This window comes from Flavobacterium sp. LK-23 (genome assembly GCF_058135255.1).
On sequence record NZ_JBYUVT010000019.1, the window covers coordinates 1 to 15,331 of the forward strand.

The window sequence follows — 15,331 nt, forward strand, 5'->3', positions numbered from 1 at the left end:
ATCCTGACTGTTATTTCTCATCGCAACAAAATTTATTAAAGTTAAATTTTGTTACCGAATTATCTAACCTTTACAATCCTGACGAAGGAAGGACCACACTCGAAAATGGACCAACATTGGCAATTTCCTATATAGAAATTCTAATATAATTTCGACTTACATAAAATGACAAAAAACAAATATTCAGGGTTTTAGATTTATTTTAATATAAAAATCCTACAATAACAAGAATTATCCATGTTTTTGATGTATTAATCCATTTTGAACGGAATATGTAATTCTATTTTTGTCTTGTAACTTTTAACTATTTATCATTATGAAAAAACATATAGATACAGACAATCCGTTGAACAACTTAGATGACTGGGAAGATGATTTGCTGATTCGATATCCTGATCCTTCTGAAGAAAATGAAAGTGTAAAAGAAAAGCAAAAGGAAGAATTTAGGAATTATGTCGATTCAGAAAGAGTAGAAACAGTTAAGGAATTTTACAGAATAAATCATACTTATCAAACCTATGATTTTGTATGCAGTAAAGAACAAGATTTTCTGCAGTTTAATAGAAAAGAAATGTCAATCTGGGAAGCTGTTGATTTTTTGAATACGCTTGTAGACGACAGCGACCCAGATATTGACTTAGATCAAACACAGCATCTTTTGCAGACTTCAGAAGCCATTCGCGCAGACGGTCATCCAGATTGGTTTGTATTGACAGGTTTTATTCATGATTTAGGTAAAGTTTTATGTTTGTTTGGAGAGCCGCAGTGGGCAGTTGTAGGAGATACATTTCCTGTTGGCTGTGCCTATTCAGATAAAATCGTGTATTCAGAATTTTTTAAAGAAAATCCGGATTTTACAGACGAACGATTTAATACCAAATTTGGAGTTTATACAGAAAACTGCGGACTTGATAATGTAAAAATGAGCTGGGGACATGACGAATATTTGTACCAGATAATGAAAGATTACCTTCCGGATCCGGCTTTATATATGATTCGTTATCATTCATTTTATTCACAACATAAAGAAAATGCCTACTCGCATTTAATGAACGAAAAAGACATTGAAATGTTTGACTGGGTTAGAAAATTCAATCCATACGATTTGTATACAAAAGCTCCGGTTAAACCAGATGTGCAGGCACTACTTCCTTACTATAAAGAATTAGTTGCTAAATATTTGCCAGAGAAATTGAAGTTTTAAAAGTTTATTTTAAACACATAGAAACATAGTTTTTTCTTTTGAGTGTGAAAGATTTATAGAAGAAACTAGTTTCCACGCATAGCTATTTTTTGAAATAATTGAAGCGCTTTTTGATAAAAGAAAAACTATGTTTCTAAGTGTTAGAATAATAATTGCCAGCTATCTAAAACCAAAATAATGCAGAATATCAAAACCAAAATACTTTTATTAAGCCTGCTTGTACTTTCCAATACATTGGTTTTTGCTCAGGAAAAAGTCCGCAACGATTGGGAAAATCCTGAGGTTTTTCAAATTAACAGAGAACCAGCCCGCGCTGCTTTTCTTCCTTTTGCAGATGAAAATTCTGTTATATTGGATAAATATGAAAATTCACCTTGGTATTTTTCTCTAAACGGAAAATGGAAATTTTCTTGGTCGCCAACACCAGACGAGCGCCCAAAGGATTTTTACAAAACGGATTTCAGTACGCTGCATTGGAAAGAACTTCAAGTGCCTTCCAATTGGGAACTGAACGGATACGGCGTGCCAATTTACACCAACATTACATATCCATTCGAAAAAAATCCGCCATTTATCAATCATTGGGATAACCCGGTTGGATCTTATAAAAGAGATTTTGTGCTGCCAGAAAATTGGAAAAACCGTCATGTTTTTCTTCATTTCGAAGCAGGAACGGCAGCAATGTATATTTGGTTAAATGGAGAAAAAGTTGGTTATACGGAAAACACTAAAAGTCCGGCAGAATTTGATATTTCGAAATATCTAAAACCTGGAAAAAATGATATAGCGATTGAAGTTTACCGATGGAGCGATGGTTCTTACTTAGAAGATCAGGACATGTGGAGACTTTCAGGAATTGACAGAAATGTGTATTTGTACAGCACAGATAATGTTCGTGTTGCCGATTTTTTTGCCAAACCAGATTTAGATGCCAAATATAAAAATGGAAGTTTAAGTGTTGATGTAAGTTTAAAAAATCTGACTTCAACTTCGGTTAACAATCAAAAATTAGTTGCCAAACTGGTTGACGCTTCTGGGAAAAATGTATTTGTAAAAGAATTGAATGTCAATTTAGAAGCTTCAAAAAATCAGAATTTAAATTTTACTCAAAATGTATCGAGCCCAAAATTATGGAGTAGTGAGGCGCCTAATTTATACATGTTGATTCTAACTTTAAAAAATGAAAAAGGAGACATTGTAGAAAGCGTTGGAACACAAATCGGATTTAGAAAAGTAGAATTAAAAGGCAGTCAATTACTGGTAAACGGAGTTCGGTTAATGGTTCATGGTGTTAATATTCATGAACACAATCCAGAAACTGGACATTATCAGGACGAAGCGACGATGATGAAAGATATTAAAATGATGAAACAGCTGAATATCAATTCAGTTCGCTGCAGTCATTATCCGAACAATATTCTATGGGTTAAATTATGTAACAAATACGGTTTGTTTTTGGTGGATGAAGCCAATATCGAAAGTCATGGAATGGGAGTAGAAGGACAGCCTTTAAAATGGATGAATCCCAAAACGAATCCAGGTTATCTTCCAGAATGGAGAGAAGCGCATTTGGACAGAATTTATAGCCTTGTTGAAAGAGATAAAAATATGCCGTCTGTAATTATCTGGTCATTAGGTAATGAAAGTGCCAACGGACCTGTTTTTCACGAAGCTTACAAATGGATAAAAAAAAGAGATAATTCCCGTTTGGTTCAGTTTGAACAGGCAAAAGAAAATGAAAATACAGATATTGTTTGTCCAATGTATCCAACGATTGAATACATGAAAGAATATGCGGCAAGAAAAGAAGTGAGTCGTCCGTATATCATGTGTGAGTATTCGCATGCAATGGGAAACAGCAGCGGAAATTTTCAAGAATACTGGGATATCATTCGCGGCAGCAAAAATATGCAGGGCGGTTTTATCTGGGATTGGGTAGATCAAGGGTATAAAAGAAAAGATGAAGCGGGAAGGGAATACTGGGCTTATGGCGGCGATATGGGAAGCCAGAATTATTTAAATGATGAAAATTTTTGTCACAATGGTTTAGTTTATGCCGATAGAACACCGCATCCAGGCGCTTTTGAAGTAAAGAAAGTCTATCAGAATATCTTGTTTAAAGCGGTTGACATTAAAAACGGTGTAATTGAAATTAATAATGATTTCGGATTTACAAACCTGAATAAATACAACTTTAGATATGAAGTTTTAGAAAATGGAAAAGTAATTAAAGGCGGAACTTTTAATGTTGCATTAGATCCGAAAACAAAAAAACAGTTTAAACTTGATTTACCAAAATTAAAGTCAAAAGAAGGAACAGAATATTTGTTGAATGTTTTTGCTTACACGAAAATAGGTTCAGAATTATTGCCTCAGAACTTTGAAATTGCTAAAGAACAATTTGTAATCGAAGACGGGAAATATTTCGAAAAATCAGAAAAATCAAATACAGCAAAAATTCAAGATGAAAAAGATCAGTTTGTTTTGACTTCGGATAATGTTACGGTTAAAATTAGTAAAACGTCTGGATTGATTTCATACTACAGCTTAAAAGGCGAGGAATATTTTAAACAGTATCCTGAACCAAATTTTTGGAGAGCCCCAACCGATAATGATATTGGAAATAAAATGCAGATTAGAACAAATGTTTGGAGAACGGCTGGAAAAAATACGTCGCTGGAAAGCATTCAGCAAAGCGAAGAAAACGGCAAGAAATACATCATAGCCAAATTAAAATTGAATGATGTTGCTTCTGATTATACCATCAAATACGCATTAGGAAATGATGACGCTTTAGAGATTCAGGCTTCTTATAAAAAGGGAAATAATCCGCTGCCAGAGTTACCGCGTTTCGGAATGATTTTCACTTTAAAGAACACATTAGAAAATCTGGATTATTATGGAAGAGGACCGTTGGAAAATTATCCTGACAGAAAAACGTCATCATTAAAAGGAATTTATACCAGTAAAGTTGCAGACCAATATGTGCCTTATACACGCCCACAAGAAAATGGATATAAGACAGATGTACGCTGGTTTAAATTATCAGCGAATAAAGGAAACGGCATTGAAATAAAAGGTCTGCAGCCTTTAGGTATGAGTACTTTAAATAATTATCCGAGTGATTTTGATGGTGGAATTTCTAAAAAGAATATTCATTCCAGCGACATTACACCAAGAGAAGAAGTAGTAGTTTGTATAGACTTAACCCAACGCGGATTAGGCGGAGACAACAGTTGGGGCGCACCGCCACACGAACAATATACTTTAACCCAAAGCGAATACAGCTACGGATTTATTATTAAACCACTTTAACTTAAATAAGTTCAGTTTTCAGTCTCGGTTTTCAGTCACAGTTAGAACTGAAAACTGCGACTGAAAACTGCGACTGAAAACTAACTGAAAACCGAGACCGAAAACTTAAAACTAAAATGAGTAACCCTACAAGCGGAAGATTAATTTCTTTAGATGCACTGCGCGGATTTGTGATGTTTTGGATCATGAGTGGCGAACATATTGTTCATGCTCTGGCTAAAGCGGCTCCAATTCCTATTTTTGTCTGGATGTCATCGCAACTGCATCATGCGGAATGGAATGGTATTACCTTCTATGATATGATTTTTCCTGTTTTTCTGTTTGTTGCCGGAGTTTCAATGCCATATTCTTTCGAAAAGAAAATGCAATTGGCAGGTGTGAAATCTCCAAAAGATTTACCGTCAAGCGAAAAGCAAAAAATATATTTATCAATGCTTAGAAGAACTTGTATTTTACTAGTTCTCGGATTTGTAGTAAATGGATTGTTGCGATTTGATGGTTTTGATCAAACGCGTTTTGCGAGTGTTTTAGGAAGAATAGGATTAGCTTGGTTTTTTGCTGGAATCATCTTTCTGAATTTTGATTTTAAAAAACAGCTGATTTGGTTTTTCGGTATTCTGATAGGTTATTACGCAGCGATGAAATGGATTCCGGTGCCAGATTTTGGAGCGGGAGTTTTAACCAAAGAAGGTTCATTAGAAGGATATATTGATCGTCTTTTATTGCCAGGAAGATTGCACAGTACAGTTTACGATCCAGAAGGAATATTCTCGACACTTCCTGCTATTGGAACCGCTTTATTAGGTGTTTTTACTGGCACATTTTTAAAAGCAAAATGTGAATTTTCAATAAAGGTAAAAATGCTTTTAATGGCTTTAACGGCTGTGGTTTTGATTATTATAGGATTGATTTGGGATATTAGTTTTCCAATAAACAAACATTTATGGACGAGTTCTTTTGTCTGTTTTGTTGGCGGATTCAGTATTTTGTTTTTTGTCCTTTTTTATGTGATAATCGATTTATTTGGTTTTCAAAAATGGGCATTCCCATTGATTTTAATTGGTTCAAATTCTATTTTAATTTATATCGCTGCAGAAGGTTTAGTCGATTTTAAACATACCGCAGATTATATTTTCGGCGGACTTATAAATTTTACACCGATCATTTGGCAGCCCTTTTTTGCTGCATTATCTGTCACCGTCGTACAGCTTATTTTACTGTACTTTTTATATAAAAGAAAATGGTTTCTGAAAATTTGATGCCTATTGGATTTTAAAATGCATTTTACTTACTAACCACGCCTAACCACACTATTATGAATGTATTACAAACCGCAGATTATATTGTTTTCTTTATCTACTTTGTTATAGTAACCACCTATGGAATGTATATTTACAGAAGCAAGAAAACTGCATCAACGAGTTCTAACGAATATTTTCTGGCCGAAGGATCGCTTACTTGGTGGGCAATTGGAGCTTCTTTGATTGCTTCTAATATCTCAGCAGAGCACTTTATTGGAATGAGCGGTTCGGGTTTCGCTATTGGACTGGCAATTGCTTCTTACGAATGGATGTCGGCAGCCACTTTAATTATTGTCGCAATGTTTATTCTGCCAATTTATTTGAAGAATAAGATATTTACCATGCCTCAATTTTTGGCTAAAAGATATAGCGGTACAGTAAGTGCAATTATGGCAATTATCTGGCTTTTAATCTATGTGTTTGTTAATCTTACTTCAATTATTTATTTAGGTGCTTTAGCCATTTCTTCTATCGCTCCTGTTAGCTTTCAGTTTTGCGTAATTGGTTTGAGTTTGTTCTCTGTAATCGTGACTTTAGGCGGAATGAAAGTAATTGGATACACAGATATGTTTCAGGTTATTGTTTTAATTTTAGGAGGTTTGGTAACAACTTATTTAGCTTTGACATTACTGTCAGATCAGTTTGGTTTTGGGAAAGATATTCTAAAAGGACTGGCCGTTATTGCTAAAGAAGCGCCAGATCATTTGCACATGATCTTAGACAAATCCAGTCCGCATTATAATGAATTGCCAGGAATATCCGTTTTAGTGGGCGGAATGCTGATTAATAATTTAGCTTATTGGGGATGCAATCAATATATCGTTCAAAGAGCTTTGGGAGCAGATCTAAAAACAGCTCGAAAAGGAATTTTATTTGCCGCTTTTCTAAAATTATTAGTTCCGATTATTGCTGTTTTACCTGGTATTGCCATGTTTGTAATGCATGAAAATGGAATGTTTCAACAGGAAATGGTTGATGCAGCGGGAGTTTTAAAACCAGATCATGCTTATCCTACTTTAATGAATTTGCTTCCTGCGGGATTAAAAGGTGTTGCGTTAGCGGCTCTTACGGCGGCAATTGTAGCTTCTTTAGCAGGAAAAGCAAATAGTATTTCTACCATTTTTTCTTTAGATATTTATAAAAAATACTTCAATTCTCAAGCATCAGAAAAAAAGCTGGTTCGTACAGGAAGATGGTGCGTTGTGGTTTGTATGATTATTGCAGCTTTTGTAGCTCCAGCATTAAAATCATTAGATCAGGCGTATCAATTTATACAAGAATACGTTGGATTCTTTTCTCCGGGAGTTCTCGCGATTTTCTTGTTGGGAATGTTCTGGAAAAAAACAACTCCAACAGCCGGATTGGCGGGTGCATTGCTGACAGTGCCAATTGCAGCAGTTTTGAAATTCTTGCCAATGTGGACAGAAGGTGCTTTTCCTGATTATCCGTTCTTAGACCGAATGACTATCGTTTTCTTCATCATCGTATTTATAATGGTTGGAATTAGTTTAGCGAAACCAGTTTTTGAAGAAGAAGAAGCAGAAAAACATCAGATAGAAGTTGACAAATCAATGTTTAAAGTTTCTTCAGAATTTATAGTCGGTTCTTTTATCATTAGCGGAATATTAGTGGCTTTGTACACTGTTTTCTGGTAAGATTTTGTAATTGCCACAAAGGCGCGAAGTCGCAAAGTTTATTGAAAGAAAAAGACTTAAAAAAAACTTTGTGTCTCTGCAATATTGAAAGAATAAATAAAAAACTTAGTGTCTTTGTGCCTTTGTGGCATGAAAAAATAAAAAACATGAAAAACAAAATTATAATTACACTGTTTATTTTCTGTATTTCATTAACCGTTTCGGCGCAAAAGATTTTTGATATTAAAAAATACGGTGCAGTTGGAGATGGTAAAACTTTAAATACAAAAGCCATTCAGAAAGCAATTGATGTCGCAAATAAAAGTAAAGGAGGAAGAGTTATTTTTTCTAAAGGAACTTTTCTTTCTGGAAGTATTGTTTTGAAGAATAATGTTGAATTGTTTTTTGAAGACGGAGCCGTTTTGTTAGGAAGCACTAATCCAGATGATTATCCTAAACTTGAAGGAATTAGAGCTTTGATTTTAGCTTACGAATCCAAAAATATTGCGGTAAATGGAAAAGGAATTATAAACGGACAGGGAAGGGAATTGGCTTTGGCAATTGATAGTTTGCATCATTCAGGTATTCGTATTGATCCAAAATACAACTACAGAAGAATGCGTCCAGAAGATGGAAGAGGAAAACTGATTTCGTTTGTAAAATGCGATTCGATTACCATGAAGCATATTACCTTAAAAAATAGTCCAGGTTGGGTGCAATGCTTTAGAGAATGCAAAAATATTGTTATTGATTTTATGAAAGTGGTAAGCAGAGCATACTGGAACAATGACGGAATTGATGTTGACGGTTGTGAAAATGTTAGAATAACCAATTGTAATGTAAATGCTGCAGATGATGGAATTTGTTTAAAATCGGAAGAACCGGGATTGCACAATAATAATATTTATATCGGAAATTGTACTATTAGATCGAGCGCCAATGCAGTGAAATTTGGCACAGGTTCTTACGGAAGTTTCAAAAATGTGACAATCGAAAATATTAAGGTTTTTGACACTTTCAGATCGGCAATTGCAATTGAATCTGTGGATGGAGCAGAAATAGAAAATATTAAAGTTTCAGATGTTACGGCTGTAAATACAGGAAATGCAATTTTAATTCGTTTAGGGCATAGAAACGGAGATAAAGTGGGTTATATCAAAAATGTATCGGTTAAAAATGTAAAAGCACAAATTCCGTTTGGTCGACCAGATATTGATTACGATATGCGCGGACCAGAAGTAGATTATTTCCATAATCCGTTTCCATCTTCAATTGCTGGAATTCCGGGTCATTTGATTGAAAATGTGACCTTAGAAAATATTGAAATCGTGTATCCCGGAAGGGCTTCTAAAGGAATGGCCTATCATCCGTTAAGCAGATTAAAAGACGTAAATGAAAACATAAAAGGTTATCCTGAATTTACCATGTTTGGCGAATTGCCTTCTTGGGGATTTTACGTTCGTCACGTTAACGGAATAGAAATGAAGAACATAAAATTGGTTTTAGACAAAGAAGATTTCCGTCCCGCATTTGTTTTTGATGATGTAAAAAATCTTTCGATGAATGCTATTGATATTCCTTCGGATAAAATCAATCAGATTATTTTTAAAGATGTTTCATCAAGTAATTTGGACAGCGAATCCTTAAAAAGAAAAATAGAACCAGAGCAAAATAAATTTGAATTGCCAGCACACTAGTAGTTGGCCACAAATGCACAAAGACGAAAAGTTTTTTTGCCAATGATTGTAAAATTTGTTTCACGCAGATTTAAAAAGATTTAAGCAGATTCAGCAGATTTTTTTAAAGAAATCAAATAAAATCTGCCCAAATCTGCAAGATCTGCGTGAAAAAAACTTAAAGAAAAAAACTTAGTGCCTTTGAGTCTTTGTGGCATTAAAAAAATAAAAAACATGAAAAAGAAACCTATAATCGCGATCCTTATTTTCTGTATTTCCTTAACTATTTCAGCACAGAAAATCTATGATGTCAAAAAATACGGAGCAAAAGGAGATGGAAAAACAAATGACGCTGTGGCCATTCAGAAAGCAATTGATGAATGCAGTAAAACGGGCGGAAGAGTTTTAATTCCAGCGCCATTTACTTTTTTAACTGGACCATTTGATGTAAAATCAAGAGTTGATTTGCATATTGAAGCTGGAGCTAAATTATTGGCAAGTCCAGATGAAAAATTGTATACAAAAAGCGCCTTCAGAACCAATCCGGGAGAAGGAACGATTTGGATTGGAGGAGAAAATATAGAAGATTTTACCATTAGCGGAAGCGGAAAAATAGACGGAAACGGAATTTCTTTTATGGGAGCAGAAGAAGATGATGCTTATGTTTTGAAACCATTTAATGTATTAGATCCGAGACCTCATGTTTTGACTATTATTGGAGGAAAAAACATCCGAATCAAAGATGTGCATATTGGAAATTCGGCTTATTGGACCGTTCATTTAATTGGCTGTAATGATGTTGTAATTAGCGGAATTACTTTGTTGAATAGTTTAAAAGTGCGTAACAGTGACGGAATCGATTTGGATCATTCTAAAAATGTTAGAATTAGCGATTGTTATATTGAAAGTGGCGATGATTGTATTTGTTTGAAAAACAGAAGAGAATTTGAAGAATTTGGCGCCTGCGAAAATATTACGGTTACCAATTGCACCATGACAAGCAGTAGCTGTGCAATTAAAATTGGTTCAGAAAACATGGATGCGATTAGACAAGTTGTTTTCAATAATTGTATTATTAAAAACAGCAATCGCGCTTTAGGAATTCAGAACAGAGATGAAGGAACGGTAAGCGATGTTATTTTTTCTAATATCATTATAGAAAGTAAATTAAACACAGATACTTGGTGGGGAAAAGCAGAACCAATTTATGTTACAGCTTTCAGCAGAGCAAAAGGAAATCATAAAGATGCGAACTGGCGTTTTCCAAAAGGAGCAACAGAAGGAAAAGTGGGAGAAATTAGAAACATCTATTTTTCTAATATTCAATGCAAAGGAGAAAACGGTGTGTTTGTAAGCGGTGAATCTAAAGATAAAATCAAGAATATTGTCTTTGACAATGTGAGCGTTTTTATAGATAAAACAACTTCTTTTGCTGGTGGATTATATGACAGACGCCCAGCAAATGTTGAAGGTTTTGTAAAAGGAAGTACTTCTGGATTTTATTTTGATTCGGCAGAAAGCATTAAAGTTCAAAATTGCACTGTTCAATGGGGAAAAAACAGACCAGATTATTTTAAACATGCTGTGGAAAGCAAGAATGTTGATGTTTTAAAAGTGATTAATTTAGACGGAGAATCTGCTTTTCCTGCAAAGTTAGAAGCAGTAAAGAAATAACTAGTTCATTCCAAAGCTATGAAAAATACCACCCTTAAGAAATTTACCATTTGCAGTCTGATGTTGAGCAGTTTTTATATGAATGCTCAGAAAACGACCTTAGAAGTTGATGCTTCAAAAACGATTACTAAAATTCAGCCAACGATGTTCGGTTTATTTTTCGAAGACATCAATTTTGCCGCAGATGGAGGATTATACGCCGAAATGATTAAAAACAGATCTTTTGAATTTGATAAACCTCTCATGGGGTGGGAACAGCCAAATACCAAAAGGTCTTCTATGAACAAAGACTCGGGTAGTGCTGTGCCAATTAATTTAGCGGCCAATAATGCCAATTTCTGTCGAGTAGAAATTAACAATGACAAAGGTTATGCTTTGATAAATGAAGGGTTTCGAGGAATGGGAGTGAAGAAAGATGCCAAATACAATCTTTCTTTGAAAGCTGCGAATCCAAATGGAGCAATTAAAAAAATTATTGTTCAATTAATAGATAAAGATCAAAAGGTAATTGGAGAAACGAGCATTGTTCCAAAATCGGAACAATGGACAAATTATACCGCGCAGATTATTGGTACTCAAACAGAAGCAAAGGCAAAATTAAAATTAACTTTTGAAGGAACAGGAACGATTGATTTGGATATGATTTCGCTGTTTCCTGAAGATACATGGAAAGGCAGAAAAAATGGACTTAGAAAAGATCTTGTTCAGCTTTTATATGATGTAAAACCTGGATTTTTACGTTTTCCAGGAGGCTGTATTGTTGAAGGGAGAACACTTTCGGATCGTTATCAATGGAAAAAATCGGTTGGAAATGTTGAGGAGAGAAAAACCATGATGAACCGTTGGAATGTAGAATTCAATCACAAACAAACACCTGATTATTTCCAAAGTTTCGGATTAGGATTTTACGAATATTTTCAGCTTTCAGAAGATATTGGTGCAGAACCTTTACCAATTTTAAGCTGTGGAATGGCGTGCCAATACAATACAGGAGAATTGGCTCCAATGGATGAACTGGATCCATACATTCAAGATGCTTTAGATTTGATTGAATTTGCCAATGGTGCTGTTACGACAACTTGGGGAAAAATCCGTTCAGATATGGGACATCCAAAACCTTTTAATTTAAAATATATAGGAGTTGGAAATGAGCAGTGGGGACCAGATTACATCGATCGTTACAAAGTTTTTGAAAAAGCAATCAAAGCAAAATATCAAAACATTATCATAGTTTCTGGAAGCGGGCCTTCGCCAAAAGGAGAGCATTTTGATTATGCGATGGCAGAACTTAAAAAGCTGAATGCAGAATTGGTCGACGAACATTATTATGAAAGTCCGAAATGGTTTAGAGAAAACGCTGGTCGTTACGATAATTATGATAGAAAAGGGCCAAAAATATTTGCAGGAGAATATGCGGCGCAAAGTGTTTCGGGAGCGAATCCCAACAATAGAAACAATTGGGAGTGCGCTTTCTCTGAAGCAGCTTTTATGACAGGTTTAGAAAGAAATGCAGAAGTAGTTCAGTTATCGTCTTATGCTCCTTTAATGGCTCATGAAGATGCTTGGCAATGGACACCAGATATGATTTGGTTTAACAATTTAGAATCTTATGGTTCAGCCAATTATTATGTGCAACAATTATTTTCGACAAACAAAGGAACAGATCTTTTAAACATTACAAAAGATGGTAAAGCTTTAATCGGTCAGAATGATTTGTATGCATCGGCTGTAAAAGATGTGGACACCAAGGAGATTATTGTGAAATTGGTTAATACGGCAGCTTCAAGCCAAGAAGTTAGTCTGGATTTGAAAGGAGTGAAATTAGGATCAAAAGGTACGATTGTAAGACTGGCAAGCGAAAGTACACAAGACGAAAATACTTTTGCTAATCCGAAGAAAATCGCTCCAAAACAAAGCGAATATAAAATTACAAAAGGGAAACAAGATTTGAATCTTCCTGCTTATTCGGTAACGGTTTTAAAGCTGAAAATGAGCTAGTTAATTGTAAATTATTAATTAAAATACCATGTTTCATTATTTTTTTAAAAAGACTTTTGTATTTCTTTCCATAATTACTGGGATTTCTAATTATGCGCAGGATTTAAAACTGCAATACAACCAGCCAGCCGTAGAATGGACAGAAGCGCTTCCAATCGGAAATGGTACATTGGGTGCAATGGTTTTTGGAAGAGTAGATTCTGAGTTAATTCAGTTAAATGAAGCTACTTTATGGAGTGGCGGCCCTGTCCAGAACAATGTAAATCCGGACGCGTTTAAAAATCTTGCTTTAATCAGAGAAGCGCTTACGAAAGAAGATTTTGAAAAAGCCTACAAGCTTACCAAGAATATGCAGGGAGCATATAGTGAAAGTTTTATGCCTTTGGGTGATTTGATTTTAAAACAAGATTTTGGAGGAAAGAAACCAGATTCTTATAACAGAAGTCTTGATTTACAAACGGGATTAGCCGTAACTAATTTTAATGTTGAGGGCGTAAATTACAAAAGAGAAATCTTTGCTTCAGCACCTGCACAATGCGTTGTAATTAAACTTTCGGCAGATCAACTAAAAAAGCTTTCAGTAACACTAGATGCAAGGAGTCTTTTGCAAAGTGAAAAATCAATAAACGATAAGTCTTTGGTTTTAAAAGGAAAAGCGCCTTCACATGCAGATCCAAATTATATTGATTACAATAAAGAACCAATTATTTATGAAGACCCCGTGGGATGCAGAGGAATGCGTTTTGAATTGATTATTAAACCAATTGTAAAAGATGGAGAAATAACTTCTGAAGGAAATATTTTGGTTATAAAAAACGCTTCTGAAATCTTGCTTTTTGTTTCGGCTGCGACCAGTTTCAACGGATTTGATAAATGTCCAAATAGTCAAGGAAAAGACGAGCATCTATTAGCAGAAAATCTAATTAAAAAAGCTAGTGTCAAAAAGTATGATAATTTACTAAAAGAGCATATTGCTGATTTTCAAAAATTATTCAATAGAGTTTCATTACAATTAAATGAAAATGAAACCAGTAAATCTAATTTGCCAACAGATGTAAGATTAGAACAATATGCAAAAGGAGAAAAAGATGCTGGACTAGAGGCTTTGTTTTTTCAGTTTGGGCGATATTTATTGATTTCTTCTTCACGTACACATAATGCACCAGCGAACTTGCAAGGAATTTGGAACAATAAACTTCGCGCGCCTTGGAGTAGCAACTACACCACAAACATCAATTTGCAGATGAATTATTGGCCAGTAGAATCTGGAAATTTGTCTGAATTGTTTTTTCCACTAGATGAATTCATCCAAAATGTTGCAGTGACAGGAACAGAAACAGCCAAAAGTTATTACCACGCTAATGGTTGGGTTCTGCATCACAATTCAGATATCTGGGCTACAACAAATCCGGTTGGAGATTTTGGAAAAGGAGATCCGATGTGGGCAAATTGGTATATGGGTGCCAATTGGTTAAGCAGACATTTATGGGAACATTATGAATATACCGGAGATATAGCATATTTAAAGAAAGTATATCCAATCATGAAAGGTGCGGTCGAATTTAGTTTAGACTGGCTTCAAAAAGATAAAAACGGTTATTTGGTAACCATGCCTTCGACTTCGCCAGAAAATAAATATTTATATGATGGAAAAAAAGAGGGAATTGTAACAACAGCTTCTACAATGGATATTGGCATTATAAAAGATTTATTCGAAAATACCATAGAAGCTTCTAAAATTCTAAATAGCGACGCTGATTTTAGACAAGTTGTAAGTGAAGCAGAAAGACAATTATTGCCCTTTAAAATTGGAAGCAAAGGACAATTGCAAGAATGGTACAAAGATTTTGAGGACGAAGATCCGCAACATAGACATACTTCACATCTTTATGCTTTGCATCCTGCCAATTTAATTTCGCCATTGAAAACTCCCGAACTAGCTGATGCTGCAAAGAAAACATTAGAATTGCGTGGTGATGACGGAACTGGCTGGAGTTTGGCTTGGAAAGTAAATATGTGGGCAAGACTTTTAGATGGAAATCATGCTTACAAATTATTTAAAAATCAATTAAGGTTAACAAAAGATAACGATCCAAAATACAAACGTCAAGGGGGCTGTTATCCTAATTTGTTTGATGCGCATCCGCCTTTTCAAATTGATGGAAATTTTGCAGGAACGGCAGGAGTTATAGAAATGCTGATGCAATGCCAGAATAAAGAAATTCATTTGCTGCCTGCTTTACCAGACGAATGGACAGATGGTGAAATTAAAGGCATTAAAGCAAAAGGCAATTTTAGCGTAGATATAAAATGGAATAATGGTAAAATGAGTCGTGCTAAAATTTTGGCTAACAAGGGAGGGACTTGTACAATAAGATCGGCAGAGCCTTTTATTGTTGAAAAACTGAATATAAAAAGCGAGATATCGTCTATTGGTTACACTGCAACTTTTGATGCTAAAAAAGGAACGGCTTACAACGTAAAACCTTTGAAATAGAAATTTACAAAACAAATAAAATGAAAATATTG

General features: G+C 34.7%; 8 protein-coding genes. All 8 read left to right on the forward strand.

Translation table 11 applies throughout. The annotated features are described in order from the left end of the window. Positions 1–316: 316 nt before the first annotated feature. The 8 genes from AC3Y25_RS20465 (at position 317) to AC3Y25_RS20500 (ending at position 15,299) form a co-directional block, all read left to right on the forward strand. A complete protein-coding gene (locus AC3Y25_RS20465; protein WP_379795746.1) occupies positions 317–1,204 on the forward strand; it encodes an inositol oxygenase family protein in 888 nt (295 codons plus the stop codon). 177 nt (positions 1,205–1,381) lie between these two features. Beyond that, the gene (gene lacZ / locus AC3Y25_RS20470; protein ID WP_489904007.1) at positions 1,382–4,519 is read left to right on the forward strand and encodes a beta-galactosidase, LacZ type; all 3,138 of its coding nucleotides are present in this window, start codon (positions 1,382–1,384) and stop codon (positions 4,517–4,519) included. A 116-nt stretch (positions 4,520–4,635) separates the two neighbouring features. After that, positions 4,636–5,778: an acyltransferase family protein gene (locus AC3Y25_RS20475; RefSeq protein ID WP_489904008.1), complete on the forward strand. Its 1,143-nt coding sequence runs from the start codon at positions 4,636–4,638 to the stop codon at positions 5,776–5,778. 56 nt (positions 5,779–5,834) lie between these two features. Next, positions 5,835–7,475, forward strand: coding sequence for a sodium/sugar symporter (locus tag AC3Y25_RS20480; protein WP_379795752.1), 1,641 nt, complete (start codon positions 5,835–5,837; stop codon positions 7,473–7,475). Positions 7,476–7,621: 146 nt separating this feature from the next. Next, the gene (locus AC3Y25_RS20485) at positions 7,622–9,151 is read left to right on the forward strand and encodes a glycoside hydrolase family 28 protein (RefSeq protein ID WP_489904009.1); all 1,530 of its coding nucleotides are present in this window, start codon (positions 7,622–7,624) and stop codon (positions 9,149–9,151) included. Positions 9,152–9,364: 213 nt separating this feature from the next. Then, on the forward strand, positions 9,365–10,804 hold the full coding sequence (locus AC3Y25_RS20490; RefSeq protein ID WP_489904010.1) for a glycoside hydrolase family 28 protein: 1,440 nt from the start codon (positions 9,365–9,367) through the stop codon (positions 10,802–10,804). Between the two features lie 18 nt (positions 10,805–10,822). Then, the gene (locus AC3Y25_RS20495) at positions 10,823–12,802 is read left to right on the forward strand and encodes an alpha-L-arabinofuranosidase C-terminal domain-containing protein (RefSeq protein WP_489904011.1); all 1,980 of its coding nucleotides are present in this window, start codon (positions 10,823–10,825) and stop codon (positions 12,800–12,802) included. 28 nt (positions 12,803–12,830) lie between these two features. Continuing rightward, on the forward strand, positions 12,831–15,299 hold the full coding sequence (locus AC3Y25_RS20500) for a glycoside hydrolase family 95 protein (RefSeq protein ID WP_489904012.1): 2,469 nt from the start codon (positions 12,831–12,833) through the stop codon (positions 15,297–15,299). The last annotated feature ends 32 nt before the right edge of the window (positions 15,300–15,331 follow it).